This window comes from Pseudomonas sp. OE 28.3 (assembly GCF_014268205.2).
Taxonomy (GTDB): Bacteria; Pseudomonadota; Gammaproteobacteria; order Pseudomonadales; family Pseudomonadaceae; genus Aquipseudomonas; species Aquipseudomonas edaphica.
In genome coordinates this window covers 6,036,891-6,051,932 of record NZ_CP077082.1, presented here as the reverse complement: position 1 = coordinate 6,051,932, position 15,042 = coordinate 6,036,891, and the positions used below count along the sequence as shown (strand labels likewise).

Here is a 15,042-nt window from a genome sequence, read left to right as displayed (position 1 = left end):
GAGGAGTTGGTGATGAAAGTTCGTGCATCGGTGAAAAAGCTGTGCCGTAACTGCAAGATTATTCGCCGCGAAGGTGTTGTTCGAGTAATTTGCAGCGCGGAACCGCGTCACAAACAGCGCCAAGGCTGAGTGTGATCCGCTTGAAGCCCGGCAGCTAGTGCGCTGCCGGGTTGATTATTTGTTATTACAGCGATATTATCTCGCGCCCTATTTCTTGGCTTCCGGGGCGTAGGTAGCTGTCAATTGGAGTCCCACTGAATGGCCCGTATTGCAGGCGTTAACATTCCAGATAACAAGCACACTGTTATCTCGCTGACCTACATCTATGGTGTTGGTCGCACTACTGCGCAGAAAATTTGCGCAGACACTGGGGTAAACCCAGCCGCAAAGATCAAAGATCTGAGCGACGAGCAGATTGAGCTGTTGCGTGGCGAAGTGGCGAAGTTCACCACTGAAGGTGACCTGCGTCGCGAAATCAACATGAAAATCAAGCGTTTGATGGACCTCGGTTGCTACCGTGGTCTGCGTCATCGTCGTGGTCTTCCAGTACGCGGTCAGCGTACCAAGACTAACGCGCGTACCCGTAAAGGTCCGCGTAAGCCGATCCGCAAGTAATCGCCCACGCGAATCGACAGGAAAATTATCATGGCAAAACCTGCTGCTCGTCCTCGTAAAAAAGTTAAAAAGACAGTGGTTGATGGCATCGCCCACATCCATGCATCTTTTAACAACACCATCGTGACCATCACCGACCGTCAAGGTAACGCGCTGTCTTGGGCTACCTCTGGTGGTTCGGGTTTCCGCGGTTCCCGCAAGTCCACCCCGTTTGCTGCTCAAGTAGCTGCTGAACGTGCTGGTCAAGCTGCGCTGGAATACGGCCTGAAAAACCTCGACGTTAACGTCAAAGGTCCAGGTCCAGGTCGTGAGTCTGCTGTCCGTGCTTTGAACGGCTGTGGCTATAAGATCGCCAGCATCACCGACGTGACGCCAATCCCGCACAACGGGTGCCGTCCGCCGAAGAAGCGCCGCGTGTAATCCAGGAGATTGTAAAGAATGGCTCGTTACATTGGTCCAAAATGCAAACTCGCTCGTCGCGAAGGCACCGATCTCTTCTTGAAGAGCGGCGTGCGCGCGATCGAATCGAAGTGCAACATTGAAGCAGCACCTGGTATCCACGGCCAACGCCGCGGTCGCCAGTCCGATTACGGCACCCAACTGCGTGAAAAGCAGAAGGTCCGTCGTATTTACGGCGTTCTCGAGCGTCAGTTCAGCGGCTACTACAAAGAAGCTGCTGGCAAGAAAGGTGCAACCGGTGAAAACCTGCTGCAACTGCTCGAATGCCGTCTGGACAACGTTGTATACCGTATGGGCTTTGGTTCGACTCGTGCCGAATCCCGTCAGCTGGTATCGCACAAATCCGTCAGCGTAAACGGCCAAACCGTTAACGTTCCGTCCTACCAGGTTCGTGCTGGTGACGTGGTCGCGATTCGCGAGAAAGCAAAAAACCAACTTCGCATTGTCCAAGCTCTCGATCTGTGTGCCCAACGTGGCCGCGTAGAATGGGTAGAAGTAGACACTGAGAAGAAGTCGGGCGTTTTCAAGAACGTTCCTGCTCGCAGTGATCTGTCCGCCGACATCAACGAAAGCCTGATTGTCGAGCTCTACTCCAAGTAAGGGCTAGAAAATAGGTGCATCCATGCAGATTTCGGTAAATGAGTTCCTGACACCCCGCCACATTGATGTGCAGGTTGTCAGTCCAACCCGCGCCAAGATCACTCTCGAGCCTCTCGAGCGTGGTTTTGGCCACACCCTGGGCAACGCGCTGCGCCGCATCCTGTTGTCCTCAATGCCCGGCTGTGCAGTAGTCGAGGCCGAGATTGACGGTGTGCTCCACGAGTACAGCGCCATCGAAGGTGTACAGGAAGACGTAATTGAAATCCTGTTGAACCTTAAAGGTCTGGCTATCAAGCTGCACGGCCGTGACGAAGTTACGCTGACCTTGTCGAAGAAGGGTTCGGGGGTGGTTACCGCTGCCGATATTCAGCTGGATCATGATGTCGAGATCGTTAATCCCGATCACGTAATCGCTAACCTGGCGTCTAACGGCGCCCTGAACATGAAGCTCACTGTAGCTCGTGGTCGTGGTTATGAACCGGCCGACTCGCGTCAGAGCGATGAAGACGAAAGCCGCAGCATTGGTCGCTTGCAGCTTGACTCTTCGTTCAGCCCGGTTCGCCGTATCGCATACGTGGTGGAAAACGCCCGTGTCGAGCAGCGTACTAACCTGGACAAGCTGGTTATTGATCTGGAAACCAACGGTACTCTGGATCCTGAAGAGGCTATCCGCCGCGCTGCAACCATTCTGCAACAGCAGTTGGCTGCGTTCGTCGACCTCAAAGGTGACAGCGAACCAGTGGTAATCGAGCAGGAAGACGAGATCGATCCGATCCTGCTTCGCCCGGTTGACGATCTGGAACTGACTGTACGTTCGGCTAACTGCCTTAAGGCGGAAAACATTTACTACATCGGCGACCTGATTCAGCGTACCGAAGTAGAACTGTTGAAGACTCCGAACCTGGGCAAGAAATCCTTGACTGAAATCAAGGACGTTCTGGCCTCCCGCGGTCTGTCCCTCGGCATGCGCCTCGACAACTGGCCGCCTGCAAGTCTTAAGAAGGACGACAAGGCGACTGCCTGATCGTCGTAATCACCGAACGTGAGTTTGGTAAGGAATGAACCATGCGTCATCGTAAAAGTGGTCGTCACCTGAGCCGTACCAGCTCGCACCGCAAGGCCATGTTTCAAAACATGGCGGTGTCGCTGTTCGAGCACGAGCTGATCAAAACTACCCTGCCGAAAGCTAAAGAACTGCGTCGCGTTGCTGAGCCGCTGATCACTTTGGCCAAGACAGACAGCCTGGCTAACCGCCGTTTGGTTTTCGACCGTACTCGTTCGAAAGCTATCGTTGGTAAGCTCTTCAACGACCTGGGCAAGCGTTACGCTACCCGTGAGGGTGGCTACCTGCGCATCCTCAAGTGCGGCTTCCGCACTGGCGACAACGCGCCTATGGCGTATGTCGAGTTGGTTGATCGTGCTACTGCCGGCGAAGCTGTAAGCGCCGAGTAAGACGACACGCTGCAACGAAGAACCGGGCCTAGTGCCCGGTTTTTTGTGGGCGATAGGAAAGTCGTCTATATTCCTCAAGTCGCTGCCGGTTCCCTTATTAATCCAAACTCTATTCGCCCTGACGGGTTATTAGTTATTTTCTATCAAAGTCCATAATTTAATGCATTTGATGGTGTCATCTTGATGGTCAATACTCCCTCCAGCCGATTAGCCGGCAGTTCTAAGCCTGACCTGAGGAAGATTGAGCATGAGTACAATTCTGACCACCGCCAGCGGCGCTCCCGTCGCAGATAACCAGAACTCCCGCACTGCCGGCCCGCGTGGGCCACTGCTCCTCGATGATTTTCATCTCATCGAGAAGCTTGCGCACTTCAACCGTGAGAACATTCCTGAGCGTCGTGTGCACGCCAAAGGCTCTGGTGCACACGGTACGTTTACAGTGACTCGGGATATTACCCAATACACCCGCGCCAAGCTGTTTGAGTCCGTAGGCAAGCAGACTCCAACGTTTCTGCGTTTTTCCACGGTGGGTGGTGAGCGTGGCTCGGCAGATACTGCGCGTGACCCGCGCGGCTTTGCCTTGAAGTTTTACACCGAGGAAGGTAACTGGGACATCGTTGGCAACAACACCCCGGTGTTCTTCATTCGCGACCCGCTCAAGTTTCCAGATTTTATCCACACCCAGAAACGGTTGCCGCAAACCAACCTCAAAAGTGCACAGATGGTCTGGGACTTCTGGTCATTGTCCCCAGAGGCGCTGCACCAGATCACCATTCTGTTCTCGGATCGTGGCACTCCAGACGGCTATCGTCACATGCACGGCTTCGGGAGCCATACCTACAGCCTTATCAACGCTAAAGGCGAGCGCCATTGGGTCAAGTGGCACTATAAAACCAAGCAAGGGATCAAAAACCTGACACCCGAGGAGGCGACACGTATCGCCGGTACCGATCCTGATTACGCGCAGCGTGACCTGTTTGATGCGATTGAGCGCGGTGACTTTCCGAAGTGGAGCGTCAACATCCAGATCATGACCGAGGCTCAGGCCGCTGCTCACTATGAAAACCCGTTCGACGTGACTAAGACCTGGTCGCAGCAGGAGTTTCCGTTGATCGAGGTGGGTGAGCTGGAGCTGAACCGTAATCCAGTGAATTACTTTGCTGAAGTCGAGCAGGCATGCTTCGGCCCAAGCAATATGGTTCCGGGTGTTGGTCTGTCGCCAGACCGTATGCTTCAAGGCCGTGTTTTCGCTTATGCGGACGCCCACCGCTATCGCGTTGGCACAAACCATCAGCAGTTGCCGATCAACTCCCCATTGAGTCCGGTCAATAACAACCAGCGCGATGGTTCCATGTCCTTTGGTTACGGTGGTGCGTCTCCTAACTATGAGCCCAACAGCGTGGCGGATACACCAAAGCAGGCGCCACAGTACGCTGAGCCGCCTCTGGCGCTGAACGGTGCTGCTGACCGTTATGATCAACGTGAAGACACGGACTACTACAGCCATGCCGGTGCGTTGTTCCGCCTGCAAGACGACGCTCAGAAAGCGCTGCTGATTAACAACATCGCCGGCGCGATGGCCGGCGTCAGCAGTGATGTGGTTCAGCGCCAGCTTCAGCACTTTTTCAAGGCTGACCCAGCTTACGGCCAGGGCATTGCAACTGCATTGGGCGTAACGCTTAGCTGACTCTAAACGAGAAGCAGAACCGCCCTCATTCGGGCGGTTTTTGCGTTATTTCCGCCACTTTTCTCTGAATATCTTCGCTTTTCTGCCGTTTGTCCCGTGACCTTCGAGTCAGCATGGTTCAAACTACAGACTTTCAAGCAGGGAGATGTAGGGCGATGCAAGGTCACCCCGACGTAATCGATTACCTCAACACGTTGCTGACGGGCGAACTGGCAGCTCGTGACCAATATTTCATCCATTCGCGTATGTACGAAGACTGGGGCTTTACCGAGCTCTACGAGCGTATCAACCACGAAATGGAAGAAGAGGCACAGCACGCCGACGCGCTGATGCGCCGTATCCTGATGCTCGAAGGCACGCCGCGCATGCGTCCCGACGACCTGGACGTGGGCACCACGGTACCTGACATGCTCGCTGCCGACCTTCGTCTCGAGTACAAGGTGCGTGCCGCGCTCTGCAAGGGCATCGAGCTCTGTGAGCAGCACAACGACTATGTCACTCGCGAAATTCTGCGCGTGCAGTTGAATGACACCGAAGAAGATCACACCTACTGGCTTGAAAAGCAGTTGGGGCTGATAAAGTTGGTCGGTCTGGAGAATTACCTGCAATCGCAGTTCTGATTTGCGGCTGCAAAAAAGCCCCTGTCACCGCAAAGTGACAGGGGCTTTTTCATGAGCCCGATAAATCAGGCTCTGTCGCGTGCCAGCAGTGGCTTCAAGTAGTAACCAGTATGCGACTGTGGCATCTCGGAGACCTGCTCCGGCGTGCCCACCGCAATGATCTGGCCACCCTTTGAACCGCCTTCCGGTCCGAGGTCCACCAGCCAGTCGGCCGTTTTGATCACATCCAGGTTGTGTTCGATGACTACCACCGTGTTGCCGTGGTCGCGCAAGCGGTGCAAAACGTCGAGCAATTGCTGAATGTCCGCGAAGTGCAGGCCCGTGGTTGGCTCATCGAGGATATACAGGGTCTTGCCCGTGTCGCGTTTGGACAGCTCACGAGACAACTTCACCCGTTGCGCCTCGCCACCCGACAGCGTGGTCGCTGACTGCCCCAGCTTGATGTACGACAGGCCCACATCCATCAACGTCTGCAGCTTGCGCGCCAATGCTGGAACTGCGTCGAAGAACACCCGCGCTTCCTCGATGGTCATCTCGAGGGTTTCGTGGATGCTCTTGCCCTTGTACTTGATCTCCAGGGTTTCGCGGTTGTAGCGCTTGCTCTTGCACACATCGCACGGCACGTAGATGTCCGGCAGGAAGTGCATTTCCACTTTGATCAGGCCATCGCCCTGGCAAGCTTCGCAGCGGCCACCCTTGACGTTGAACGAGAACCGGCCAGGCCCATAGCCCCGTGAGCGCGACTCTGGCACGCCGGCAAACAGTTCGCGTATCGGCGTGAACAACCCGGTATAGGTCGCAGGGTTCGAGCGGGGTGTGCGGCCAATCGGGCTTTGGTCGATATCGACCACCTTGTCCAAGTGCTCCAGGCCCTTGATGCTGTCGTGTGCAGCCGCTTCCAGGGTAGTCGCGCCGTTCAGGGCGGTGGCGCTCAGTGGGAACAGCGTGTTGTTGATCAGCGTCGATTTGCCCGAGCCGGAAACACCGGTCACGCAGGTCAGCAAGCCCAGCGGAATCTCCAGGTCGACATTGCGCAGGTTATTTCCGCGCGCGCCCTTGAGGTGCAGCGCCATTTTTTTGTTACGCGGCGTGCGCTTGGCTGGCACTTCGATTTTCACGCGACCGGACAGGTACTTGCCGGTCAACGAGTCCGGGTGAGCCATCACTTCGGCAGGCGTGCCCTCGGCGACAATATGCCCGCCATGCACACCCGCACCAGGACCAATGTCGACCACATAATCGGCCAGGCGAATCGCGTCTTCGTCGTGCTCAACCACGATCACCGTGTTGCCGATATCGCGCAGGTGTTTCAGCGTACCCAGCAGGCGATCATTGTCACGTTGGTGCAGGCCGATCGACGGCTCGTCGAGGATGTACAGAACGCCCACCAGGCCGGCACCAATCTGGCTGGCCAGGCGAATCCGCTGGGCCTCACCACCGGACAAGGTATCCGCGCTGCGATCCAGCGACAGGTAGTCCAGGCCGACGTTGACCAGGAACTGCAAGCGCTCGCGAATTTCCTTGAGAATCTTGTCGGCAATTTCCCCACGGCGGCCGGTCAGCTTGAGTACACCGAAGTATTCACAGGCATCGCCGATCGGCAGGTTGGTTACTGCCGGCAACGTCTTCTCGCCTACCCATACGTGCCGCGCCTCACGACGCAGGCGCGTGCCGCGGCAGTCGGGGCACGGTTGGGTGCTGAGGAATTTCGCCAGCTCTTCGCGTACGCTCGCCGATTCGGTCTCGCGGTAGCGCCGCTCCAGGTTGGGCACGATGCCCTCAAACGGGTGCGAGCGTTTGACGATATCGCCGCGGTCGTTCAGGTATTTGAAATCGACATTCTGCGAGCCGCTACCGTGCAGGATGACTTTCTGCTGCTCGGCTGGCAGTTGGTTGAACGGCACTTCCAGGCTGAATTTATAGTGCGACGCCAGCGATCCCAGCATCTGGAAGTAATAGACGTTGCGCCTGTCCCAGCCGCGTATGGCACCTTCCGCCAAGGTCAGGTCACCGTTGACCAGGCGCTTGATGTCGAAGAACTGCTTCACCCCGAGGCCATCGCACGTCGGGCAGGCCCCGGCCGGGTTGTTGAAGGAAAACAGCTTGGGTTCCAGCTCGCTGATCGCATGGCCGCAGATCGGGCAGGCAAAACGTGCGGAGAAGATGATCTCTTCGCCCGGTTCGTCATCCATCGGTGCGACCAGGGCAATACCATCGGCCAGCTTCAGCGCGGTCTCGAACGATTCCGCCAAACGCTGCTGCAAGTCGGCGCGTACCTTGAAGCGGTCGACGACCACATCAATCGAATGCTTCTTCTGCTTGTCGAGCTTCGGCGCTTCGTCCAGCTCATACAGCTTGCCGTTGATGCGCGCCCGCACAAAGCCCTGGGCACGCAGCTCTTCGAACACCGACAGGTGCTCACCCTTGCGCTCGCGAATCACCGGCGCCAGCAGCATCAGCTTGGCGCCTTCCGGCTGGGCCAGCACCAGGTCGACCATCTGGCTGACGGTCTGGGCTTCCAGCGGAATGTCGTGGTCCGGGCAGCGTGGAATACCTACGCGCGCATACAGCAGGCGCAGGTAGTCGTAGATTTCAGTGATGGTGCCCACGGTGGAACGCGGGTTATGGGAGGTCGACTTCTGTTCGATGGAAATCGCCGGCGACAGGCCTTCAATGGTGTCGACGTCGGGTTTTTCCATCATTGACAGGAACTGTCGCGCATAGGCCGACAGCGATTCCACATAGCGGCGCTGGCCCTCGGCATACAGCGTGTCAAACGCCAGTGACGATTTGCCCGAGCCGGACAAGCCGGTGATGACGATCAGTTTGTCCCGGGGCAGGGTCAGGTCGATGTTCTTCAGGTTGTGGGTTCTAGCCCCACGAATCAGGATCTTGTCCAAGATGGCCTCGCACGGCGGGCGTAAATAATGCAGGAGTATACGGCTAAAGACTGGATGAATATACACTGCCAAAGTGCCGGGTGCAGCCTTACATGAAAGCTGCGCGGCAAAGCGCCGCATATACCCTCTCAATCGATGGGACTGGTAGAATCGCCGCCGGTTCACACGAGGTTTTTCCATGCACGATCCCCACAGCGAACGCATGAGTAGCGGCGAGACCCGAGCAGCAAGCGGTCTGGCCCTGGTGTTCGCGTTCCGTATGCTAGGCATGTTTATGGTGTTGCCGGTGCTGGCGACCTATGGAATGGATCTCGCAGGAGCGACCCCCGCACTGATCGGCCTGGCGATTGGCGCCTATGGCCTGACCCAGGCGCTTTTTCAGATCCCGTTCGGGATCATTTCCGACCGTATCGGCCGTCGTCCCATCATCTACCTGGGGCTGATCGTGTTCGCCCTCGGCAGCGTGCTCGCGGCCCAGTCTGATTCTATTTGGGGGGTGATTGCCGGGCGCGTCCTACAGGGCGCCGGGGCGATTTCCGCAGCGGTGATGGCGCTGCTCTCGGACCTGACCCGCGAACAACACCGCACCAAGGCCATGGCCATGATCGGCATGACCATCGGCCTTTCATTCGCCGTTGCGATGGTCGTCGGCCCCTTGCTGACCCGTGCCTTCGGTTTGCACGGGCTGTTCCTCGCCACCGGCGGCATGGCGTTGTTCGGCATCGTGATCGTGGCCTTCATGGTGCCGCGCTCCACCGGCACCTTGCAGCACCGTGAGTCCGGCGTCGCACGCAAGGCATTGTTGCCGACGCTCAAGCACCCGGACCTGCTGCGTCTGGATTTAGGTATCTTCGTGTTGCACGCAATGCTGATGTGCAGCTTCGTCGCGCTGCCCCTGGCACTGGTGCAAAAAGCCGGTTTGCCCAAGGAACAGCACTGGTGGGTGTACCTCACCGCACTGCTGATTTCATTTTTCGCCATGATCCCGTTCATCATCTATGGCGAGAAGAAACGCAAAATGAAACGAGTTTTGCTCGGCGCCGTCGCGACGCTGATGCTCACTGAGCTATTCTTCTGGAAGTTCGGCGACAGCCTGCGGGCGCTGGTAATCGGCACGGTGGTGTTCTTCACCGCGTTCAACCTGCTGGAGGCTTCGCTGCCTTCGCTGATCAGTAAAGTTTCACCGGCCGGTGGCAAGGGCACGGCGATGGGGGTGTATTCCACCAGCCAGTTCCTCGGCTCCGCGCTTGGCGGCATCATGGGCGGCTGGATGTTCCAGCATGGCGGTTTGTCGGTTGTGTTCCTCGGATGCGCCGGGCTGGCTGCACTTTGGTTGGCCTTTGCTGTTACCATGCGCGAACCTCCCTATGTGACGAGCCTGCGTTTGCCGTTATCGCCAGAAGCGATCCGCGAAGCCGGTCTGGTTGAGCGCCTCAAGGCCGTTACCGGGGTTACAGATGCCGTGGTTATTGCAGAAGAAGCCGCCATCTACATCAAATTAGACACCGAATTATTGGATCGCGCGACGCTCGAGCAACTGGTCAACCCAGTGCCGACAGCGCGCCCAGCCTAGGAGAACGTTATGGCCCGTGGGGTTAACAAAGTCATATTGGTCGGTACATGCGGCCAGGATCCCGAAGTTCGCTACTTGCCTAACGGTAACGCCGTGACCAACTTGAGTCTGGCGACCAGCGAACAGTGGACCGACAAGCAGACTGGCCAGAAGGTCGAGAAAACCGAATGGCACCGTGTGTCGATGTTCGGCAAGGTGGCAGAAATCGCCGGTGAATACCTGCGCAAAGGTTCGCAGGTCTACATCGAAGGCAAACTGCAAACCCGCGAGTGGGAAAAAGACGGCATCAAGCGTTACACCACCGAAATCGTGGTGGACATGCAAGGCACCATGCAACTGCTGGGCGGCCGTCCACAGCAGGGCGACCAACAGGGCGGGGGCAATAACTACCAGCAGTCCGCTCCGACCCCACGCCAGCAGGCTCCGCGCCCGCAGCAGTCGGCTCCGCAACAGTCGCGCCAGGCACCGCCTCCACAGCAGGCCGCGCCACAGCCGGCTCCGGATTTCGACAGCTTTGATGACGATATCCCGTTCTAAGGTCCCAGGCCCGGAACGAGCAAAACCCCCGAAGGCGAAAGCCTCGGGGGTTTTTTAATGCCTGCAATCAGGCGTCCGTCGCGGCCGCTGTGACCACCATCTCCTTGAACCTGCGCAAAACCGCCGAGCTGTCACCAATACGCGTGGCCAAATGCAACGGCGCCACCAGGCTCTGGCACTCGATCAGCTCGCGATAAATAATGCCATCGCCGCGCAGCCGCTGCATGGAGGCGGGCACGATAGAGACCCCAAGCCCTGCAGCCACAAGACTCAAGGTCGCCGTCATGCGTGGCGCCTCCTGCACCACTTGCGGGCTGAACCCCGCTTCACGGCAGGCCACCAGAATGGCGTCATACAAACCCAGCCCCACGCGCCGGCGATAGAGCACAAAAGCCTCATCAGCCAATGCTGCCAAGGGTAACGGCTGCCCCGCATCGAGTGCCAAGGGATGATCGGTCGGCAGCGCCAGCAGCATCGGCTCCACCAGGATCGGTTCGTCCTGCAACTGTTGCGTGCCACTGAGCGGTGAGCGGATAAACGCGGCATCCAGTTTTTCCTGCACCAGCGCGTCCAGCAGTTCGCCGGTTCCCGCTTCTTCCAGTACCACCGAGACCCCCACAAAGGCCTCGCGAAACCGCCGCAGCACGCTGGGCACAAACGGGTGCAACGCCGCCGAGCTGGTAAAGCCGATAGCGAGTCGGCCCCGTTCACCCCGGGCGGCACGGCGCACCACGTCGGCCACACCCTCGGCCCGCGCCAGGATGTCACGCGCCTCGTCCAGCAACGCGAGGCCGGCAGTGGTTGGGCGCACGCCGCGGGGCAGGCGCTCCATCAACACCACACCCAATTGCGTTTCAAGACTCTGCAGCAAGCGCGTCAAGGGTGGTTGTTGCATGCCCAGGCGTTCCGCAGCGCGAGTGATGTAGCCTTCCTCGGCAATAGCCACGAAGGCTTTAAGCTGGCGAAGCTCCAACATAAGGATACTTTCAAGGTATGGGAGTTTGCCAATCCTGGCATTTGTTCTCATGGCTCACAAGACTTAGGCTGTGGTCACCGCTAACAAAGAAGGAAAGCCGCGATGACCTGGTCTGCCAAGCAATACACGATGTTTGAACAGCAACGCACCCGCCCGGTCCGTGACTTGGTCGCGGCCATTCCCAATACCGATGTGCGTAGCGCCGTCGACCTGGGGTGCGGCCCTGGCAATTCCACTGAAGTGTTGGCCGAGCGTTTCCCGCAGGCGCACGTTACGGGCATGGACAGCTCCGACGACATGCTGGTCGACGCCCGCAAGCGCCTGCCGCAACTGAATTTCGAGCTGGCAGACATCGCCGCCTGGAACCCAGGCCAGAAGTTCGATGTGATCCTCGCCAACGCGTCCCTGCAATGGCTACCTGACCACGCCACGCTTTATCCGCATCTGCTCGACCAGCTGACACCTGGCGGCACCCTCGCCGTACAAACCCCGGACAACCTCGACGAACCTGCCCACCGGCTGGCCCGCGAAGTGGCGGCAGATGGCCCGTGGGCGGCCAAGATTGGTGCGGTCAAACACAATGAGCGGCACACCGCGAGTTACTACTACGAGCTGCTGAGCAAACATTGCAGCACCGTCGACGTGTGGCGCACCACCTATCAACACCCGCTGGCCGATCACGGGGCGGTGGTGGAGTGGTTCAAGGCTTCTGCGTTGCGGCCGTTTCTTGCACCGTTGACCGATAGCGAAAAAGCCGCATTCCTACAGCAATACCAGACGCGTATTACCCAGGCTTACCCGGCCCTGGCTGACGGCACTGTATTACTGCCTTTTCCGCGTCTGTTCATCATCGCAACCCGCTGAGGGCCGCAAACAAGCGGTGGTCATTGCGCCGCCGCTTGCTCCTTCAAGTATTCATCCGTCGACACCACGCTGGCGTACCCAAAGGCCAGCGATGCCATATAAGCGCCATGCACCTGCGCCGCCGCAATCACCTGGCCATTGAATACCTGGTCGCGGGTCGCGCAGGCGTCATGAATCAGCGTGACCTGGTAGCCCAGGTCTGCCGCAGCCCGCACCACGGCGTCGATGCACATATGGCTCATGTTGCCGACCACCACCACGTCAGTGATGGCGCGTTGTTCCAGCACGGTGCGCAGGTTTGTCCCGCGAAACGCGTTCACAAAGTGTTTGAGCACCACCGGCTCATTACCCTCGTTGAGTACCTTGGCATGCAGGTGCGCGCCCTCGGAGCCTGGCGTGAAGAAGGGTGCGTCTTCGCTGGTGAACTCATGGCGCACATGGACAACGGCGTTGCCCGCCTGGCGAAACGCCTGCAGCACCTGCGCGGCCTTGTCCGCCGCGGCTTCCACGCCATCGAGCGGCCACTTGCCCTCGGGGAAGTAATCGTTCTGGATATCGATGAGGATGAGCGCTTGCTTGGCCATGGGTGTCCTTATGATGGTTGGCAGTGCCTTGCATCTTAGCTGGCCCGTCGCCATCCACGCAGCTGCTTTGATGGAGGCGTCGTGCAGAACACCGTCCGTTTAAACCCCTGTCGTGCAGAATAAAACAGGCCTAGTGCCATCGCTGTGTCAGTAACTGTTTGATTTAACGGCCATCCTCCCCAGCCTTGCCTTGGCGTGATCCATGCAACCTTCCTCGCACACACATGGCAGGATCGCCAAGGGGGACGCATGACCCCGATTCAACGCAAAAAACGCGTAGTCGCCCACTCCACAAGAGAAGGGGCGCCGCAGCATGAAGTCGAAACCAATCGCGCCCTCGCGCGCTGGCTGGCGCAGATCCTTGGGCTTAAATTCGGCGGCAGCTATGACCCGCAGTTACACGCCGGTCTCGACTTGTATGTGTTACCCACCCAAACCCTGGTCGGCCCCGCTCAAGCGCGACCGCTTAATATCAGAGGGCCGGAAGATCTGTGGGGCGGTTATGTCGATCACGCATTCATCTGTACCAAAGCGATCACCCACGGCCTGCTAAGTCCTGACGCCACGGCGCCTGAAGGCTGGTCGCCAGCGTTCTGTGAGCGTGTGCGCACGGTTGTTCTCGACGGGCTCAGCGTGTTTGCCCTTGAAGACGCATTGCCTGCCGCCACGCGCTTGCTCTACAGCGGGCCGATTCGCATGAAACCGGTGCATGCCTGTGCCGGACGCGGCCAGGAAGTTATCCACAGCCTCGACGCATTCGAGGCTTTGCTGGCGCGACCCGAAGCGGCGCAGCTGTTCAACGACGGCGTAGTGCTGGAGCAGGATCTGCACGACGTCACCACCCACAGTGTGGGCCAGAGCTTTATCGGCGATCACGTGATCAGCTACTGCGGCGAGCAATTTCTCACCCAGGACGGGCACGGCGAAGAGGTTTACGGCGGCTCGACCTTGCTGGTGGTGCCCGGTGGCTATGAAGATCTGCTTGAGCTCGATTTGCCCGACGATGTGCGCGAAGCCATCCAACAAGCCCAGGTCTTCGACAGTGCCGCCGATGAGGCCTACCCTGGTTTCTATGCCTCGCGGCGCAATTACGACATTGCCCAAGGCCTGGACAGTGACGGCCAACGCCGTAGTGGCGTGCTCGAACAATCCTGGCGCATGGGTGGGGCCAGCAGCGCGGAAGTCGCGGCGCTGCAAAGCTTAATCAATAACCCCGGCCTGCGGGCGATTCATGTGTCCTCGGTAGAGACCTATGTGGACCAACCGCTGCCGGCGCACGCTATTGAGGTGTATCGCGGCCCGGCCGAAAACAGCGACTTTCTTCTCAAGTATGTGACGGTTAAATCTTATGACGGCTAGAAGCGAAAGCATTGCGATCGATATTGACGACGAACAGATGAGCGGCACCTTCCTGAGCCCAAAATCCAAAGTCCCCGGCGTTTTGTTTGTGCACGGCTGGGGCGGCAGCCAGGAACGCGACCTGGAGCGCGCCAAAGGCATCGCGGGCTTAGGCTGCGTGTGCCTGACCTTCGACCTGCGCGGCCACGCCGGCACCGGCATTCCCTTGTCCCGCGTCACCCGTGAAGACAACCTGCGCGATTTGCTGGCGGCCTATGATCGGCTGCTCTCACACCCCGCCATCGACACCTCGGCCGTGGCCGTGGTGGGCACCAGTTATGGCGGCTATCTGGCGGCGATTCTCACCTCATTGCGCCCGGTACGCTGGTTGGCGCTGCGCGTGCCGGCGTTGTATCGCGACCAGGAGTGGCTCAAGCCCAAGCGCGACCTGGATAAGGCCGACCTGATGGATTACCGCAGCACCCTGGTACACGCCGAGACCAATCGCGCCCTGCATGCCTGCGCCAAGTTCAGCGGTGATGTGCTGATCGTCGAGTCGGAAACCGACGACCACGTGCCCCATGCCACCATCATGAGTTACCGCGCGGCCTGCCAGAACACCCATTCGCTGACCCATCGGATCATCGATGGCGCCGATCATTCGTTGAGCGACCCGGTGTCGCAGCAGGCCTACACCTCGATCCTGGTGGACTGGATTACCGAGATGGTGGTGGGGGAGCGGTTGAGCATTATTCAGTCACGATAGTGGGGTGCCCTTTAGGGCCTCATCGCGGGCAAGCCCGGCTCCCACACTTGGAATGTATTGCAACCTGTGGG

Annotated in this window: 16 protein-coding genes; 13 read left to right on the top strand and 3 right to left on the bottom strand. The window is 58.6% G+C overall.

Annotated features, from left to right (window positions below):
* Nucleotides 1–12 precede the first annotated feature (12 nt).
* The 8 genes from rpmJ to bfr all read left to right on the top strand — a co-directional run bounded on the left by rpmJ (nt 13) and on the right by bfr (nt 5,433).
* Entirely contained in the window at nt 13–129 is a 117-nt protein-coding gene (gene rpmJ / locus HU759_RS27190) for a 50S ribosomal protein L36 (RefSeq protein ID WP_002555468.1), read from the top strand.
* 129 nt (nt 130–258) lie between these two features.
* Nucleotides 259–615 (top strand): 30S ribosomal protein S13, encoded by a 357-nt coding sequence (gene rpsM / locus HU759_RS27185; RefSeq protein WP_003210063.1) that lies wholly within the window; start codon nt 259–261, stop codon nt 613–615.
* 30 nt (nt 616–645) lie between these two features.
* Entirely contained in the window at nt 646–1,035 is a 390-nt protein-coding gene (gene rpsK, locus HU759_RS27180; protein WP_002555466.1) for a 30S ribosomal protein S11, read from the top strand.
* 18 nt (nt 1,036–1,053) lie between these two features.
* Complete coding sequence (rpsD, locus tag HU759_RS27175) at nt 1,054–1,674, top strand: 30S ribosomal protein S4 (protein WP_003210056.1); 621 nt, start codon at nt 1,054–1,056, stop codon at nt 1,672–1,674.
* A 22-nt stretch (nt 1,675–1,696) separates the two neighbouring features.
* Nucleotides 1,697–2,698 (top strand): DNA-directed RNA polymerase subunit alpha, encoded by a 1,002-nt coding sequence (gene rpoA / locus HU759_RS27170; protein WP_003176403.1) that lies wholly within the window; start codon nt 1,697–1,699, stop codon nt 2,696–2,698.
* 41 nt (nt 2,699–2,739) lie between these two features.
* Nucleotides 2,740–3,126, top strand: a complete 387-nt coding sequence (gene rplQ / locus HU759_RS27165; RefSeq protein WP_017135967.1) for a 50S ribosomal protein L17 — start codon at nt 2,740–2,742, stop codon at nt 3,124–3,126.
* A gap of 241 nt (nt 3,127–3,367) precedes the next feature.
* Nucleotides 3,368–4,813 carry a catalase gene (locus tag HU759_RS27160; RefSeq protein ID WP_186617130.1) on the top strand — a complete coding sequence of 482 codons (1,446 nt, stop codon included), beginning with the start codon at nt 3,368–3,370 and terminating at the stop codon, nt 4,811–4,813.
* Nucleotides 4,814–4,968: 155 nt separating this feature from the next.
* Nucleotides 4,969–5,433 carry a bacterioferritin gene (bfr, locus tag HU759_RS27155; protein ID WP_015886133.1) on the top strand — a complete coding sequence of 155 codons (465 nt, stop codon included), beginning with the start codon at nt 4,969–4,971 and terminating at the stop codon, nt 5,431–5,433.
* A gap of 65 nt (nt 5,434–5,498) precedes the next feature.
* Here bfr and uvrA read toward each other — a convergent pair whose 3' ends face one another.
* Nucleotides 5,499–8,333, bottom strand: coding sequence for an excinuclease ABC subunit UvrA (gene uvrA, locus HU759_RS27150; RefSeq protein WP_026013597.1), 2,835 nt, complete (start codon nt 8,331–8,333; stop codon nt 5,499–5,501).
* A gap of 178 nt (nt 8,334–8,511) precedes the next feature.
* On the opposite strand from uvrA, the gene HU759_RS27145 reads away from it, so the two are divergent.
* Both HU759_RS27145 and HU759_RS27140 read left to right on the top strand, forming a co-directional pair.
* Nucleotides 8,512–9,906 (top strand): MFS transporter, encoded by a 1,395-nt coding sequence (locus HU759_RS27145; RefSeq protein ID WP_170038014.1) that lies wholly within the window; start codon nt 8,512–8,514, stop codon nt 9,904–9,906.
* Between the two features lie 9 nt (nt 9,907–9,915).
* The gene (locus HU759_RS27140; protein ID WP_017135971.1) at nt 9,916–10,443 is read left to right on the top strand and encodes a single-stranded DNA-binding protein; all 528 of its coding nucleotides are present in this window, start codon (nt 9,916–9,918) and stop codon (nt 10,441–10,443) included.
* Nucleotides 10,444–10,510: 67 nt separating this feature from the next.
* Here the strand turns inward: HU759_RS27140 and HU759_RS27135 are convergent, their stop codons facing one another.
* Entirely contained in the window at nt 10,511–11,419 is a 909-nt protein-coding gene (locus HU759_RS27135; protein WP_099547542.1) for a LysR family transcriptional regulator, read from the bottom strand.
* Nucleotides 11,420–11,521: 102 nt separating this feature from the next.
* On the opposite strand from HU759_RS27135, the gene tam reads away from it, so the two are divergent.
* Nucleotides 11,522–12,283, top strand: a complete 762-nt coding sequence (gene tam / locus HU759_RS27130; RefSeq protein WP_186617128.1) for a trans-aconitate 2-methyltransferase — start codon at nt 11,522–11,524, stop codon at nt 12,281–12,283.
* A 20-nt stretch (nt 12,284–12,303) separates the two neighbouring features.
* Here tam and HU759_RS27125 read toward each other — a convergent pair whose 3' ends face one another.
* Nucleotides 12,304–12,867 (bottom strand): cysteine hydrolase family protein, encoded by a 564-nt coding sequence (locus tag HU759_RS27125; RefSeq protein WP_017135974.1) that lies wholly within the window; start codon nt 12,865–12,867, stop codon nt 12,304–12,306.
* A 249-nt stretch (nt 12,868–13,116) separates the two neighbouring features.
* Between HU759_RS27125 and HU759_RS27120 the strand changes: the two genes are divergently transcribed.
* Together HU759_RS27120 and HU759_RS27115 are read left to right on the top strand one after the other, a co-directional pair.
* Nucleotides 13,117–14,226 carry a DUF3182 family protein gene (locus tag HU759_RS27120; protein WP_017135975.1) on the top strand — a complete coding sequence of 370 codons (1,110 nt, stop codon included), beginning with the start codon at nt 13,117–13,119 and terminating at the stop codon, nt 14,224–14,226.
* The gene (locus HU759_RS27115) at nt 14,216–14,971 is read left to right on the top strand and encodes an alpha/beta fold hydrolase (protein ID WP_017135976.1); all 756 of its coding nucleotides are present in this window, start codon (nt 14,216–14,218) and stop codon (nt 14,969–14,971) included. Before HU759_RS27120 ends, HU759_RS27115 begins: the two co-directional genes overlap by 11 nt.
* Nucleotides 14,972–15,042: the final 71 nt, after the last annotated feature.

Coding starts and splice junctions, on each gene's coding strand:
- rpsD (WP_003210056.1), top strand. CDS start 1,054: ATGGCTCGTTACATTGGTCCAAAATGCAAACTCGCTCGTCGCGAAGGC.
- HU759_RS27115 (WP_017135976.1), top strand. CDS start 14,216: ATGACGGCTAGAAGCGAAAGCATTGCGATCGATATTGACGACGAACAG.
- HU759_RS27140 (WP_017135971.1), top strand. CDS start 9,916: ATGGCCCGTGGGGTTAACAAAGTCATATTGGTCGGTACATGCGGCCAG.
- tam (WP_186617128.1), top strand. CDS start 11,522: ATGACCTGGTCTGCCAAGCAATACACGATGTTTGAACAGCAACGCACC.
- rplQ (WP_017135967.1), top strand. CDS start 2,740: ATGCGTCATCGTAAAAGTGGTCGTCACCTGAGCCGTACCAGCTCGCAC.
- bfr (WP_015886133.1), top strand. CDS start 4,969: ATGCAAGGTCACCCCGACGTAATCGATTACCTCAACACGTTGCTGACG.
- HU759_RS27145 (WP_170038014.1), top strand. CDS start 8,512: ATGCACGATCCCCACAGCGAACGCATGAGTAGCGGCGAGACCCGAGCA.
- rpsK (WP_002555466.1), top strand. CDS start 646: ATGGCAAAACCTGCTGCTCGTCCTCGTAAAAAAGTTAAAAAGACAGTG.
- rpmJ (WP_002555468.1), top strand. CDS start 13: ATGAAAGTTCGTGCATCGGTGAAAAAGCTGTGCCGTAACTGCAAGATT.
- HU759_RS27120 (WP_017135975.1), top strand. CDS start 13,117: ATGACCCCGATTCAACGCAAAAAACGCGTAGTCGCCCACTCCACAAGA.
- HU759_RS27135 (WP_099547542.1), bottom strand. CDS start 11,419: ATGTTGGAGCTTCGCCAGCTTAAAGCCTTCGTGGCTATTGCCGAGGAA.
- rpsM (WP_003210063.1), top strand. CDS start 259: ATGGCCCGTATTGCAGGCGTTAACATTCCAGATAACAAGCACACTGTT.
- HU759_RS27125 (WP_017135974.1), bottom strand. CDS start 12,867: ATGGCCAAGCAAGCGCTCATCCTCATCGATATCCAGAACGATTACTTC.
- rpoA (WP_003176403.1), top strand. CDS start 1,697: ATGCAGATTTCGGTAAATGAGTTCCTGACACCCCGCCACATTGATGTG.